The sequence below is a fragment of the Bradyrhizobium sp. LjRoot220 genome (assembly GCF_964252915.1).
Lineage (GTDB): Bacteria > Pseudomonadota > Alphaproteobacteria > Rhizobiales > Xanthobacteraceae > Bradyrhizobium.
The window spans coordinates 202,291-216,219 of the sequence record NZ_CAXUPS020000001.1; the positions used below are offsets into that span (position 1 = coordinate 202,291).

The following is a 13,929-nucleotide window of genomic DNA, read 5'->3' on the forward strand; positions in this document are numbered from 1 at the left end:
TCGTCAGAGATCACGCCACGCGCTGAAAGACACTGAATTGGAAGCTCTGGTGCGAGCCCCACGGCGTGGCATGGTCATTGGCCCGGCTTTGCAGCAGCTTGAAGCCGGCCCCCAGCGTCTGGGCGAGGCGCGCCGCATCGTAGCGCATCACCGGCAGGCCGCTGCATTTCTCGGGTCCATCCAGTGCGAAGGTCGCGAGGATGGCGTGGCCGCCGGTCTTCAAACCCTGCTTGAGCCGCGCGATGTAGCCCGCGCGGTCGCGCTCCTCGGTCAGAAAGTGAAACGCGGCCCGGTCATGCCAGATGTCGTACGCCCGCGACGGCTCCCACGTGGTGGCATCGGCCACCAGCCAATGCGCGCGTGAGGCCCGTTCGCCGAGACGGGCCTGGGCGGTCTCCAAAGCCGCCGCGGACAGATCGAGTACGGTGACGTCACAAAATCCCTGTTCGATCAGGCGATCGACCAGCCGTGACGCGCCGCCGCCGATATCGATGATCGCCGAATTGGGCGTAGCCCCGATTTCGGCGATCAGCGCCAGCGACGGGGCAGGGCTTTCCTGAAACCAGCTGACCTCGTTCTCGCGCTTGCTGGCGTAGACGTTGTCCCAGTGCGCCTGTCGGCTGTCATTCTTCATCGCGTGCTTCTGCTGCGCGTCCACCGCAGCCGGACGGGTACGAGATGCTAACGGGTTGGTGGCGCAGGAACTGGCGAACAATCATGGCTTGCGCTCCTGGATTTTGCGGGGTACGGTCATTCAATCACTCTGCAGAATGTTTCATTGAGGGGAGTCCGTGTCAAGCACCGGCCCGAAACAAGCGATCTTTGCCAGGTTGGCCGAAGTGGCCCAGGCGTTCGGTCACGCGCACCGACTGGAACTTCTTGAGCACCTCGCCCAAGGCGAGCGCAGTGTCGAGGAACTCTCGGCGCGGGCCAATCTGAACTTCGCCAACACTTCGCGACACTTGCAGATTCTTAGGCGCGCGCGGCTCGTCGACACCGAGCGTCGCGGGAAGCAAGTGCTCTATCGGCTCGCTGGCGATGCCGAAGTGGTGGAGCTGATGCGTGCGCTCGGGCGCGTGGGTGAGCGGAATAACGCCGAGGTCAACCGCATCATCACCGACTACTTCCATGCGCGCGACGCGCTGGAGGCTGTGTCGAGAAAAGACCTGATGCCGCGGCTGCGTGACGGCCTTGTCATGATTCTCGACGTGCGGCCCGAAGACGAGTTTGCGCTTGGACATCTTCCCGGTGCCCTCAACGTACCGCTTGGCAAACTGGAGCATCGCTTGAATGAGTTCCCGGCAGACCGCGAAATCATCGCTTATTGCCGCGGTCCCTATTGCATTCTCTCGTTTGAGGCGGTCGCGGCGCTTCGCGCGCGCGGATATCTCGCCCGTCGGCTTGAGGATGGGTATCCCGAATGGAAGGCTGCCGGCTTGCCGATCGAAACTGCGGCCTGAATAACCTTTTGCCCAAGCGGGCAAGCAATCGGTGACTCTGCGATCGAAATACCGGGAGTACGAATGCGTAAACCGCGATTCATAGCCGAGCAAGGACGCCAGCCGTCTGGCCTGCTGGGTCAGATCGTTGCGCGCGTCATGGCAAAGGAAACAGCCGGCGAAAACGATTTCGCTCTGAAGCTATTACAGCTTCAGCCCGAAGACGCCGTGCTGGAGATTGGGTGCGGCCATGGGGAAACCCTGGCAAAGTGCGCCAACGTGGTTTCTCGCGGGATTCTCCGTGGAATAGATTTCTCACCGGTGATGCACCGTCATGCGATGCGTCGACATCGGCGGTTGGTGGCAGAGAAGCGAATTGAATTTCATCTCGGGAGCAGCGACCAGCTGCCATTCGATGACGAGACGTTCAACCGCGCCTTCGCTGTCCATACTATTTATTTCTGGAAAACGCCGCTCGATCATCTCGCGGAGGCCTGCCGCGTGTTGAATCCTGGGGGGCGCTTCGTTCTTGGCTTTCGTCCAGCGGAAGATCCTGGATTCCGGGCGACCTATCCCAGCGAGATCTATCATATCAGGCCCGAAGCCGAGGTTGTTCAATTGGCGGAAGATGCTGGCTTCGAGTCCATCGACCTGCGCAGGCACACACGCGGCAAGGCGCGGATCAGTTTTTTGCTTGCGCAGAAAAAAGAGGGGCGCCAGACCGAAGCGGTACCGGTGCGATCGTGACGCTCCCCGGATTTTTCGAAGGCACGGGGATGCCCGAAGCAGGTTGGTGGGAGGCGCTTTTTCCCGATCCGGCCGCGATCCTCAAATCGGTCGGGTTGTCGCCCGGAAGCGACGCCGTCGATCTCTGCTCCGGAGACGGTTGGTTCACGTTACAGATGGCGTGTATCGCCCGTCGCGTCGTCGCCGTTGATATCGATAATCGATTGCTGGAGGTCAGCCGCGCGCGGCTAAACGATTCGGGCATCACCAATTGCGCATTTATCGCTGGCGACGCCTACGAATTACAGACGATGGTGCCGGAGCCCGCCGACTTTGTCTTCATGGCGAACGCGTTCCACGGCGTTCCGGACCGACTCAAGCTGGCCCGCGCGATCAAAGCGGTGCTTAAGCCCGGCGGGCTGGTTGCAATCGTCAATTGGCACGACCGTCCCCGTGAGGAAACAGCAATTCTCGGTGAGCCTCGTGGCCCCGAAAGTGAATTGAGAATATCTCCGTCCCGGACTATCGAGGCCGTGCAGCCGAGCGGCCTGATCTTCAAACGAATCGTTGAAATTCCGCATTACCACTATGGAGCCGTGTTCCAGAATCCGGCCTGAGAGTCGATATGCCTTCCATCCTGGATAACAAGAACACGGCAGCACCGTCCGTGTTTCTTCCCGCTGCCTTGTTGCGCGAGGCACGTCGGCAAAAGGGATTGCCGACTGCCGATGTCCCTGCAATCTGCATCCTTGATCCGGATGGCGATATGGTACGACGGTTGCGGGAGAGCGGCGAGGCCCGAGCTTTCAAACCGTGGGCCTGTTACCATACGCTACTCGATACGTTCGCCCTCGCCGGGCGGACGGTAGGCATCGTTGGGTGCGCGGTCGGCGCACCGTTCGCTGTGCTGGTCGCCGAGCAGCTTTTTGCCAGCGGCTGCCGCCTGCTGATCAGCGTGACTTCTGCCGGGCAGATTACCGCGGGCACACCACCGCCCTATTTCGTCATCATCGACCGGGCGTTGAGGGATGAAGGAACGAGCTATCATTATGTGGCACCCGCAGAATACGCGGATGCCGACCCCAGCCTGGTGAAGATAGCCAGCGATTTCCTCGGTGGGGCAGCGCAACATGTGCTTGTCGGCGCAACCTGGACCACGGACGCGCCGTTTCGCGAAACGGCCGCCGCTATCGATCTGGCAAAATCGAAAGGTGTGCTGGCGGTGGAAATGGAGGCCGCCGCACTCTACGCGTTTGCGGCTGCGGCCAAGGTGCAGGTGCTCTGTCTTGCCCACGTCACCAATACGATGGGACAGACCGGTGACGATTTTGAAAAGGGGGAAGCTGACGGCACGAGGGACGCGCTCGCGGTGCTTTGGCGCCTCGTTGACGCATTCGGTGCGCCGCTGGCTTCCAATGCCGCCGCGGAACAGTCGAGCACGGTGACGTCACAGAATCCCTGATCGATCAGGCGATCGACTAGCCGTGACGCCTAAACCAGCTGACCTCGTTCTCGCGTGCTGGCGTAGACGTTGTCCCAATGCGCCTGACGGCTTTCGCTTTCCATTGCGTCCTCCTCCGATCAACCGAAGGTTGCTAATCCTGCCGTTCGCAGGCAATATTACCGCAGAACCGGGAGCAGGGCTTGGCCCCAAATATGTCCACAGCCTGGCGCAAATAATGCAGGGCTCGAAATAGCCGTGCTTCAAATAGTGCCGGCTGCGTTTCCGATTGATCACCAAACCATAAAACACTCGCCGGACGCCGGCGACCAGCAAACTGAGGAGCCAATAATGAAAAGGATATCACTTTTCCTTGGAGTCCTGCTGCTATTTTCCGCGAATACGCAGGCATTTGCCGGGGATTCGCGAGAACTGATCGCTCAACTGAAGCAAGGAAATTACGTCATCATTTTCCGCCATGGTGCGACCGACGACAGCCAGAAGGACATCCACCCCTTCAAGTTCGACGACATGAAAGCGCAACGCCAATTGAACGAGAAAGGCCGAGAAACCGCTCGCCAGATCGGTGCCGCGCTCAAGGCGCAGGACATTCCGGTCGGCGACGTCTATACCAGCAAGCTCAACCGGGCGGTTGAAACCGGCCAGATCTTGTCAGGAAAAGAAGTCCGCGCCGTGGATGCCCTGACCGATAGCGGTGGCGGCAGCGCCTCGTCGATGGCCAATCCCACCGGTGCCAACGCGAAGGCTGGGCTCGCCATTCGTGAGCTGGTCAATGCGATACCGAAGCCCGGCACGAACAATTTGCTGGTCACCCACAAGACCAACTTCGCCGACGCGTTCGGCAAGGAAGCGGGCGATGTCGGGGAGGCGGAGGCGTTTGTCTATCAGCCGAAACCGGCCAGCGCTCCCGTATTCGTCGGACGCATCAAGGCGGCGGATTGGACCATCGTCTCGAATTAAGCGCTTGGCTGATCCTCGCGCGCGGTGGGTTCCGCAGGCAGCAGCGTCGGCATTGGAACGTTTCCCGTTCCGCCAGATTACATTTCGGTAATCCGGCGGGGCGTTTTTGCCTGGCGCGGCGCCTCGACGCACCATGGCTTCTTGAAGCGGTGCCGGCAGGCTTCCTACATCGGGAATGGCTGTCACGGCGCGTCGCCGCGGCAGCAGGGAGACGAGTATGAGCTATTTCAAGACTGCCATTCTGCTGGCCGGTCTTACTGGCCTCTTCATGGGCGTCGGCTATCTGATTGGCGGTGCCGGCGGCGCCATGATCGCGCTTGTGATCGCCGCCGCGACCAACCTGTTCGCCTACTGGAATTCCGACCGCATGGTGCTGTCGATGTACGGCGCCCATGAGGTCGACCGGAGCACCGCGCCCGACCTTTACAACCTGGTGGCCGAGCTTGCCGGGCGCGCCGGCCTGCCGATGCCGCGCGTCTTCCTGATGGACGAGGCGCAGCCCAACGCGTTCGCCACCGGCCGTAACCCGCAGAACGCGGCGGTTGCCGTGACCACCGGCCTGATGCACTCGCTCAGCCGCGAGGAGCTGGCCGGCGTGATCGCGCACGAACTCGCGCACATCAAGAATCACGACACGTTGCTGATGACGATTACGGCGACCATTGCCGGCGCCGTCTCGATGGTGGCGCAGTTCGGCATGTTCTTCGGCGGCAACCGCGACAGCAATAATGGCCTCGGCGTCATCGGCTCGATCGCGATGATGATCCTGGCCCCGCTCGGCGCCATGCTGGTGCAGATGGCGATCAGCCGGACCCGCGAATACGCCGCCGACGATCTCGGCGCGCGCATCGTCGGCCAGCCGATGTGGCTTGCGTCCGCACTGGCCAAGATCGCCAATGCGGCGCATCAGGTGCCGAACATGGAAGCCGAGCGCAATCCGGCGACGGCGCACATGTTCATCATCAACCCGCTGTCAGGGCACGGCGTCGACAACCTGTTCACGACGCACCCCTCGACCGAAAACCGCATCGCCGCGCTGCAGCAGCTCGCCGCGGAAATGGGCGCCCGCGTCGGCACCGCTTCCGCTGGTGCCGGCAGCAACACGCCGCGCCGCGGCCCGTGGGGCCGTCCCTCGACCTCGCGCGGCCCATGGGGCTGAGCGGTTGAGTTCTCTCATCGTCGTCATTCCCGATGCGCAATCGCGCATCTGAGGGCGCGCGCTGCGCGAGCCCCGGAATCCATCAGGCCTCAAGTGTTGTCGCTTGATGGATTCCGGGCTCTCGCTTTGCGAGCCCCGGAATGACGGAAAGAGCCGCGGCAAATTGACCCGACGGGCAAATCAATTCTTGTTTTCAGAAATCGTGTCAAGCCTCAAAATAAAAAATATTTCGCTTTTACGGAAGCCAAATCAGTGACACATATTGGCCATCCCGTCCTACTCAGAAGGGCGTCGGCCGTCGTCACGGACGTTGGACGGGTTGCGGTGGACGCTGATGTCGCGGAGACGACCGTGACAAAAGCGTACGGCGAAGACGTGTGGTCCTGACGTCGCGGTGCTGGCGTCAATGCACCTGGAGACAATAGTTTTCAGGGCGCAACGGAGGCAAAAGAGCCGTTCTCCGGGGAGAGCTCGTTATAAGCCGTAAAGCCATTGCGCAGGGAAGGCCGGGTGTTCCCCGCTGCCCTGTATGCTCGTGTGCAGCTTTCTATCTACCAACCGCACACGAGACCGCGGGTGCAGCGCGCACCCGGTCTTCCCTGCGCCCTCTGTTTGGAGAGGGCGGGAAGTTTCCAGCAAACCTCGGGCGCAATGCGTCGCGAGATCGTGAACGCTTACCCGTCATCCTGAGGCGCGAGCCTTGCGGTGCACTTGCACCGCTGGGCGCGCCTCGAAGGATGAATCGGCCACAGCCGGGCCGTCGTCCTTCGAGGCGCGCAAGAGCGCGCACCTCAGGATGACGGTCAAGGATGTCAAAACGCCGTGTATCCGCCATCGATCACAAAACAATCCGCCGTATGATACGACGACGCCTGGCTCATGATGTAGACCGCGATGCCGCCGAAATCGGCGGGCTCGCCGAACCGGCGCACCGGAATCCGCGGCATCACGTTGGCGACGAACTTGTCGTTGGCCATCAGCCCGGACGTCATGTCGCTCTTGATCCAGCCGGGCAGGATCGCATTCGCGGTCACGCCGTGACGCGCGAGTTCGACGGCGAGCGCGCGGCACAGCGCGTTGAGCGCGGCCTTGGTGCCGGCGTAATGCTCGTTGCGCGCGGTGCCGAACAGCGACGCCAGGCTCGAGGTCGCGACCAGCCGCCCGAACCTGTCGCCGGCTTCCGCGCGTTCGGTCATGTGGCGCGCCGCGGCCTGGAACACATGGAAGACACCGTCGAGATTGGTCGCGAACATTTTTCGCCATTCTTCCTCGGTGCGATCGATGAAGGCGCGCCGTCCGCCGCCGCCGATGCCGGCATTGGCAAAGCAGCCGTCGACGCGCCCGAGCGCATCCAGCGTGGCCTGCATCGCGGCCTTGACGGAAGCGGGATCGCTGACGTCGCAGATCCTCGTATCGACCTTGCCGGGACCCTTGGCCAGGGTTGCAGCGGCGCTCGCATTCTTGTCGGCGTTGCGGCCCCAGATCGAGACGCTGCAACCGGCGGCGTTGAGCGCCTGCGCAATGCCGAGGCCGATGCCGCCATTACCGCCGGTGATGACGGCGACGCGGCCGGTGAGGTCGAAAATGCTCATGAATGTTTCCTCAAGTCGTGCGCCCGGTGGCGGGCAGATGTTCGCCTTCAACCATGGACAAGCCGATCAGGAAAATCAAATATGGGTCCAGACAACACATCTGACCCATCGCGCAAGCCGAATAGCGCGTAAACACAACTCGTGAGGAAACAAATGCAGTTCAAGCACGTCACGCTCGATTTCGATGGCCCGGTCGCAATTCTCAAGCTCGACCACCAGGAGGTCATGAACGCGGTTTCGATGGACATGCTGGGCGGGCTTGCCGATGCGCTCGATGAGATCGAGGACAAGAAGGCGGAGGTCCGTTGCGTCGTGCTGACCGGCGCCGGCCGCGCCTTCTGCACCGGCGCCAATCTGCAAGGCCGCAACAATCAGAAGCCCGGCAAGAGCAACGCCGGCTCGTCGCTGGAAGTCGGCTTCCATCCCTTTCTGCGGCGCGTCCGCAGGCTGCATTGTCCGCTGGTGACCGCGGTCAACGGCCCCGCCGCGGGCGCCGGGATGAGCTTCGCGCTGATGGGCGACATGATCCTGTGCGCGCGCTCGTCCTATTTCCTGCAGGCGTTCCGCCGCATCGGCCTGGTGCCGGATTGCGGATCGACCTGGCTGTTGCCACGGATGATCGGCAAGGCGCGCTCGGTGGAATTGTCGCTGATGGGCGAGCGGCTGCCGGCGGAAAAGGCGCTGGAATGGGGCCTCGTCAACCGCGTCCATGACGATGCGGTGTTGATGGAAGAGGCGATGAAGCTGGCGCATGATCTCGCCAATGGTCCGACGATCGCGCTGTCGCTGATCCGCAAGCTTTACTGGGACAGCCCGGAAAATTCCTTCGAGGAACAGCTCAACCTCGAATTCGAATCGCAGCGCATCGCGGGCTCGGCGGAAGACTTCAAGGAAGGCGTCACCGCGTTCCTTGAAAAGCGTCCCGCCAAGTTCAGGGGCAAATGATCGAGGAGCAACTCGGACGCTGCGTCGCCGCCTGGTATCCGGGCGCGACCGGCGTCACTGGCGCCGCAAAACTCTCCGGCGGCGCCAGCCAGGAAACCTGGTCGTTCGACATCGTTCACCTCAGCGGCAATGTCGGCGCGATCCTGCGCCGCGCGCCGCCCGGCTATGGTGCTTCGCCCGGCCGGGCTGCCGGCCTCGACGCCGAGGCGACGTTGATGCAACTGGCGCACGACGCCGGCCTGCCGTCGCCGCGCGTGATGCATGTGTTGCGGCCCGAGGACGACCTCGGCACCGGCTTCATCATGCAACGGATCGAGGGCGAGACCATCGCGCGAAAAATTCTGCGCGATGAACAATTCGCAAAAGCTCGCCCGATGCTGGCGCGTCAGCTCGGCGGCGTCATCGCGGGCATCCACGGCCTGCCGGCATCAAAACTGCCAAAACTGCGCGAGATGACGGCGACCAAAGAAATCGCCGATCTCGATCGCGAGTACCGCAGTTTTGGCCGGCCCCGCCCGGTATTCGAACTGGCGCTGCGCTGGCTGCGCGAACGCGATCCCGGTCCCTCGAAGGAAGTCACGCTGGTGCACGGCGATTTCCGCCACGGCAACCTGATCATCGGCCCCGACGGCGTCCGCGCGGTGCTGGATTGGGAGCTGGCGCATCTCGGCGATCCGATGGAAGACTTGGGCTGGATTTGCGTCAACTCCTGGCGCTTCGGCGAGATCGACAAGCCGGTCGGCGGGTTCGGTGCGCGAGAAGATCTGTTTGCCGGTTATGAGGCGGCGGGCCGCAAGGCTGATCCGGCACGCGTAAAATTCTGGGAAGTGATGGGCACGCTGCGCTGGGGCATCATGTGCTGCGGCATGATGCAGCGGTTTCGGCAGGGCCCGGATCATTCGATGGAGCGCGCCATGATCGGGCGCCGTTCGTCGGAAACGGAAATCGATTTGCTGAGACTGCTAGTCCCAAGAGGGAAATGACATGCAGGACGAACCGACACCCGCCGAACTGATCAAGGCGGTCGCGGATTTTCTGCGCAACGAGATCACGCCTGAAATCAAGGGCCACAACGCCTTCAAGCTGCGCGTCGCCATCAACGGCCTCGATCTGGTGACCCGGCAACTGGCGCTGGAAGGTGGCAGCGATAGCGCGGAGGCCGCGCGGCTCAAGCAATTGCTCGGCATCGACGGCGCGCTGCTCGACCTCAACCGCGCGCTGTCGGACAAGATTGCAAGCGGCGAGATCGATCTGCAGACGCCGGGGCTGGCGGAGCATCTGTGGCAGTCCACGATGGACAAGCTCGCCGTCGATCAGCCGAATTACGTGTCGTATAAGCGGGAGTTGGGGACGAAGTGATGGTGACTCCGTCATTCCGGGATGGTGCGTTAGCACCAGACCCGGAATCTCGAGATCCCGGGTTCGGTGCTTCGCATCGCCCCGGGATGACGACTGCGTCGTCATTTCCCCAGCCATTTCGGCGCCCGCTTCTCCGCAAACGCCTTCGGGCCCTCGATGTAATCCTGCGAGGCCGCCATCGCCTTCACCGCCGGATATTCGCGCTGCTCGGCCATCGCCTGTTCCAGCGAGACCGACAGGCCCTTCTGGATTGCTTGCTTGGAGGCGCGGATCGACATCGGCGAGTTCTTGGCGATGGTGTCAGCCCAGCGCTCGGCCGCGGCCAGCGCTTCACCCGCGGGGACCACCTCGTTGACGAAACCGAGCTCGAGACCTTCCTTGGCCGAGACGTGGCGGGCGGTGAGGATCATGCCCATGGCGCGCTTCATGCCGATCTGGCGCGGCAGCCGGTGCACGCCGCCGGCCAACGCGGCAAGGCCGACGCGCGGCTCGGGCAGCGCGAAGGTCGCATTTTCGGACGCGATGATGAGGTCGCAGGCCAGCGCGATCTCGAAGCCGCCGCCCATCGCGACGCCGTTGACGGCCGCGATGATCGGCTTGTCGCAGTCGAAGCGCGAGGTGAGGCCGGCAAAGCCGCCCTTGTCCCAGCCGCGCTTGCCGCCTGCCGCCTGCCATTTCAGATCATTGCCGGCACAAAACGCCTTGTCGCCGGCGCCGGTGACGATCGCGACCCACTGGTCGGGATCGGCGGAGAAATCGTCGAACACCTTGTCGAGTTCGAAATGCGCGTCGATATGCAGCGCGTTGTACACTTCGGGGCGGTTCAACGTGATGATGGTGATCGGACCCTTGCGCGTGACCTTGGAGAATTTGAGATCCATGTTCGCTCCCGCTGTTTTTCTGTGACGAGGAATAATAGCGCGCTGCCGGCCGCTGGAACCCATTCAATTACGCAAGCGAGCCGCGCGTCACAAGCGATATTCCGTTGCTTGACTTGGGTACGCTCTTCCAACCTTAATCGAAAATGCGCCGCCTGGCCCGGCTAGCCACTAAACACAATAAACCACATTTTCGGGAGAGACCGCCGTGGATTTTGCATTGCCCGCCGACCTCGTCGCCTATCTCGACGAACTCGATCGATTTGTCGCGCGCGAGATCAAGCCGCTGGAGGAGGCCGACGACAACATCCGTTTCTTCGACCATCGCCGCGAATGGGCACGCACCGATTTCGACAAGGGCGGTTTGCCGCGGCACGAATGGGAAGCGCTGCTGCGCAAGGCCAAAAACCTCGCCGACGCCGCCGGCCATCTGCGCTTTGCGATCCCGAAGCGCTACGGCGGCAAGGACGGTTCCAACCTCTGGATGGCCGTGATCCGCGAGCATTTCGCTTCCCAGGGATTAGGCCTGCACAATGATTTGCAGAACGAGCATTCGATCGTCGGCAATTTGCCGATCGTGACCATGCTCGACCGCTACGGCACCGACGAGCAGAAGGCGATGATCGACGGTTCGATCACCGGCAAATACCGCATCACGTTTGGCTTGACCGAGCCCGAGCACGGCTCCGACGCCACGCACATGGAAACGCGGGCGGTGCCGGCGACCCGCGACAACGTCAAGGGCTGGCTCGTCAACGGCCAGAAGATGTGGACCACCGGCATGCATGTCGCGACGCATTGCGCGCTGTTCGCCCGCACGTCAGGTGATGACGGCGATGCGCGCGGCATCACCTGTCTCCTGGTGCCGGCCAAAGCGGAGGGCGTGAAGGTCGAGGAGTATATGTGGACCTTCAACATGCCGACCGATCATCCCCGCGTCAGCTTCACCGACGTATTCGTGCCTGACGACGCGCTGTTCGGCGAGGTCGGCCGCGGCCTGTCGCTGGCGCAGTGCTTCGTGCACGAGAACCGCATCCGGCAGGCCGCAAGTTCGCTGGGAGCGGCGGTCTATTGCATCAACGAGAGCGTGAAATACGCGCGCGAGCGAAAGCCGTTCGGCAAGGCGCTGGCGGAGAACCAGGCGATCCAGTGGCCGCTGGTGGAACTGGCGACGCAGGCCGAAATGCTGCGGCTGTTGATCCGCAAGACCGCGTGGGAGATGGACAAGCTGACCCAGGCGGAAGTCGAGCACACGCTCTCCGACAAGGTTTCGATGTGCAATTTCTGGGCAAACCGTCTCTGCTGCGAAGCGGCCGACCGCGCCATGCAGGTGCATGGCGGCATGGGCTACTCGCGCCATAAACCCTTCGAACACATCTACCGCCACCACCGCCGCTACCGCATCACCGAAGGCAGCGAAGAAATCCAGAAGCGGAAAGTGGCGGGATTTCTGTTCGGGTATATGGGGGCAGGGAAGCATTGAGGGGAGGCGACAACTCTCTCCCCACGTCGTCCCTGCGAACGCAGGGACCCATAACCACAGCGTAGAGTGTGGGGCACGCTAGCTAAACGGAGGCAACGTATACTACCCGCAATGAATAACGACAGGGCGTATGGGTCCCTGCGTTCGCAGGGACGACGTGGAGAAGGTGGCGCATGCACGAGATCAATTCACCTGACGATCTTTCCCCGCCCAATACGGGTCACGCAAATTCCGCCGCAAAATCTTGCCCGAGGGATTGCGCGGCAGCGCTTCCATGAAGTCGACCGTCTTCGGCGTCTTGAAGCCGGCGATGCGTTCGCGGGTGAAGTTGATGATGTCGGCGGACGTCGCGGCCTTGCCGGGCTTCATCACCACGATCGCCTTGACCGCTTCGCCCCATTTGTCGTCGGGGATGCCGATCACGGCAGCTTCGGCGACGTCAGGGTGATCGCAGATCGCGCTCTCGACTTCGGCGGGGTAGATGTTCTCGCCGCCGGAGATGATCATGTCCTTGATGCGGTCGTGGATATAGAGGTAGCCATCCTTGTCCAGATAGCCGGCATCGCCGGTGCGCAGCCAGCCGTCGCGGTCGAGCGTTCTGGCGGTGGCTTCCGGCAGGTTCCAGTAGCCGACCATGTTGGAGCCGGAACGCGTCGCGATCTCGCCGACTTCGCCCACCGGCAACCGCTTGCCGTCGGCGTCGAGGATCGCAAGCTCGATGCCGGGCAGGGCCTTGCCGGCCGAGCGCATGCGGTCGAGGCCCTCGATGTGGTCTTCCGGCGGCAGCGCGACGATGGTGCCGGTGGTTTCGGTCATGCCGTACATCTGCACGAAGCCGCATTTGAACACTTCGATGCATTCCTTGAGCAGCGCTGCCGGGATCGGCGAGGCGCCGTAGAGCATGTATTTCAGCCGCGAGAAATCCACCTGCCGCGCCCGCGGCTGCCGCACCACGAACTGCATCGCGGCCGGCACCATGAACAGTTTGGTGATGCCGGACTGCTCGAGGAAATCCAGCACCTTGGTCGGATCGAACTCGCGCGCGATGACGCCCTTGGCGCCATGATAGAGCCCCATCACGCCCCAGCCGGAGCCGCCGATGTGGAAGATCGGCATTGCCACCAGCGAGACGTCGTCGGTGGACCATTTGTTCCAGTCGGGCTTCTCGGCCTCACTGCCGGTCTGCACCAGATTGAGGAAGTTGGCGTGCGACAGCATCGCGCCCTTGGGTTTGCCGGTGGTGCCCGATGTATAAAGCTGGATCGCGATGTCCTTCGGACTGATCGGCACCTTCGGATCATCGCCGCTTTGCGCGTCGCGCCACGCCGCAAAATCCGGCCATTCCGACGCGCCGCCTTCGGTGGTGATGATGGTGCGCAGATCAGGCAGCTGCGGCTTGATGTTGCGGGCCTGCGTGATGAATTCCGGCCCCACGAACAATACCGGCGCGCGGCAATCCGCGACGATGAAGGCGACTTCGGGTCCGGCCAGCCGCCAATTCACCGGCGCCATCACCACATTGGCCTTCATCGCGCCCATCAAGAGTTCGAAATAGATGTCGCTGTTCTTGCCGAGATAGGCGATGCGCTCGCCCGGCTTGACGCCAAGCGCGATCAGCGCATTGGCCACGCGATTGGTCTTGATGTCGAACTCGGCGAAACTGGTCTGGCGCCCTTCGAACTCATAGGCTACGGCATTGCCGCGGCTCCTGGCGCGCTCGCGCACCATCTCGGCAAGGTTGGCCGGCGCTTGTGTGGCGGACATGTTTCTCCCGTCGTGTCTTATTTTCGTTGCGCAGAGTTTGGCGCGGTCCGGCAACAAAAACAATATGCCGCTCAATATGCCACTGTCGTCCCTGCGAACGCAGGGACCCATACGCCGCGGCCCATCGGTGAGACGATAGAGTTAGTTGCCTTCGCAAAACGA

Annotated in this window: 14 protein-coding genes; 10 read left to right on the forward strand and 4 right to left on the reverse strand. The window is 62.5% G+C overall.

Annotation, left to right across the window (positions count from 1 at the left end; translation table 11 throughout):
• Positions 1-10: 10 nt before the first annotated feature.
• Positions 11-634 carry a class I SAM-dependent methyltransferase gene (locus tag ACSQ84_RS00915; protein ID WP_436209767.1) on the reverse strand — a complete coding sequence of 208 codons (624 nt, stop codon included), beginning with the start codon at positions 632-634 and terminating at the stop codon, positions 11-13.
• A gap of 157 nt (positions 635-791) precedes the next feature.
• Here ACSQ84_RS00915 and ACSQ84_RS00920 point away from each other — a divergent pair, with 157 nt between their 5' ends.
• From ACSQ84_RS00920 to htpX, 6 genes are all read left to right on the forward strand, one after another.
• Positions 792-1,460 (forward strand): ArsR/SmtB family transcription factor, encoded by a 669-nt coding sequence (locus tag ACSQ84_RS00920; protein WP_436209768.1) that lies wholly within the window; start codon positions 792-794, stop codon positions 1,458-1,460.
• A 63-nt stretch (positions 1,461-1,523) separates the two neighbouring features.
• On the forward strand, positions 1,524-2,186 hold the full coding sequence (locus ACSQ84_RS00925) for a class I SAM-dependent methyltransferase (RefSeq protein ID WP_436209769.1): 663 nt from the start codon (positions 1,524-1,526) through the stop codon (positions 2,184-2,186).
• Between the two features lie 29 nt (positions 2,187-2,215).
• Positions 2,216-2,782, forward strand: a complete 567-nt coding sequence (locus tag ACSQ84_RS00930; RefSeq protein WP_436209770.1) for a class I SAM-dependent methyltransferase — start codon at positions 2,216-2,218, stop codon at positions 2,780-2,782.
• Positions 2,783-2,790: 8 nt separating this feature from the next.
• On the forward strand, positions 2,791-3,627 hold the full coding sequence (locus ACSQ84_RS00935) for a nucleoside phosphorylase (RefSeq protein WP_436209771.1): 837 nt from the start codon (positions 2,791-2,793) through the stop codon (positions 3,625-3,627).
• Between the two features lie 237 nt (positions 3,628-3,864).
• Positions 3,865-4,587 carry a histidine phosphatase family protein gene (locus ACSQ84_RS00940; RefSeq protein ID WP_436209772.1) on the forward strand — a complete coding sequence of 241 codons (723 nt, stop codon included), beginning with the start codon at positions 3,865-3,867 and terminating at the stop codon, positions 4,585-4,587.
• Between the two features lie 217 nt (positions 4,588-4,804).
• Positions 4,805-5,746 (forward strand): zinc metalloprotease HtpX, encoded by a 942-nt coding sequence (gene htpX / locus ACSQ84_RS00945; RefSeq protein WP_436209773.1) that lies wholly within the window; start codon positions 4,805-4,807, stop codon positions 5,744-5,746.
• 812 nt (positions 5,747-6,558) lie between these two features.
• Here the strand turns inward: htpX and ACSQ84_RS00950 are convergent.
• A complete protein-coding gene (locus ACSQ84_RS00950; RefSeq protein WP_436209774.1) occupies positions 6,559-7,338 on the reverse strand; it encodes an SDR family NAD(P)-dependent oxidoreductase in 780 nt (259 codons plus the stop codon).
• A gap of 153 nt (positions 7,339-7,491) precedes the next feature.
• Between ACSQ84_RS00950 and ACSQ84_RS00955 the strand changes: the two genes are divergently transcribed.
• From ACSQ84_RS00955 to ACSQ84_RS00965, 3 genes are read left to right on the forward strand one after another with little or no spacing between them, the layout of a single operon-like run.
• Positions 7,492-8,283, forward strand: a complete 792-nt coding sequence (locus ACSQ84_RS00955; RefSeq protein ID WP_436209775.1) for an enoyl-CoA hydratase/isomerase — start codon at positions 7,492-7,494, stop codon at positions 8,281-8,283.
• Positions 8,280-9,266, forward strand: coding sequence for a phosphotransferase family protein (locus tag ACSQ84_RS00960; protein WP_436209776.1), 987 nt, complete (start codon positions 8,280-8,282; stop codon positions 9,264-9,266). Before ACSQ84_RS00955 ends, ACSQ84_RS00960 begins: the two co-directional genes overlap by 4 nt.
• A gap of 1 nt (position 9,267) precedes the next feature.
• Entirely contained in the window at positions 9,268-9,642 is a 375-nt protein-coding gene (locus ACSQ84_RS00965; protein ID WP_436209777.1) for a DUF6285 domain-containing protein, read from the forward strand.
• Positions 9,643-9,743: 101 nt separating this feature from the next.
• On the opposite strand, the gene ACSQ84_RS00970 is transcribed toward ACSQ84_RS00965, so the two are convergent.
• Positions 9,744-10,523 carry an enoyl-CoA hydratase-related protein gene (locus tag ACSQ84_RS00970; protein WP_436209778.1) on the reverse strand — a complete coding sequence of 260 codons (780 nt, stop codon included), beginning with the start codon at positions 10,521-10,523 and terminating at the stop codon, positions 9,744-9,746.
• 205 nt (positions 10,524-10,728) lie between these two features.
• On the opposite strand from ACSQ84_RS00970, the gene ACSQ84_RS00975 reads away from it, so the two are divergent.
• Positions 10,729-12,003 carry an acyl-CoA dehydrogenase family protein gene (locus tag ACSQ84_RS00975; protein ID WP_436209779.1) on the forward strand — a complete coding sequence of 425 codons (1,275 nt, stop codon included), beginning with the start codon at positions 10,729-10,731 and terminating at the stop codon, positions 12,001-12,003.
• Between the two features lie 183 nt (positions 12,004-12,186).
• Here ACSQ84_RS00975 and ACSQ84_RS00980 read toward each other — a convergent pair whose 3' ends face one another.
• Positions 12,187-13,767 carry a fatty acid--CoA ligase gene (locus tag ACSQ84_RS00980; RefSeq protein WP_436209780.1) on the reverse strand — a complete coding sequence of 527 codons (1,581 nt, stop codon included), beginning with the start codon at positions 13,765-13,767 and terminating at the stop codon, positions 12,187-12,189.
• Between the last annotated feature and the right edge of the window lie 162 nt (positions 13,768-13,929).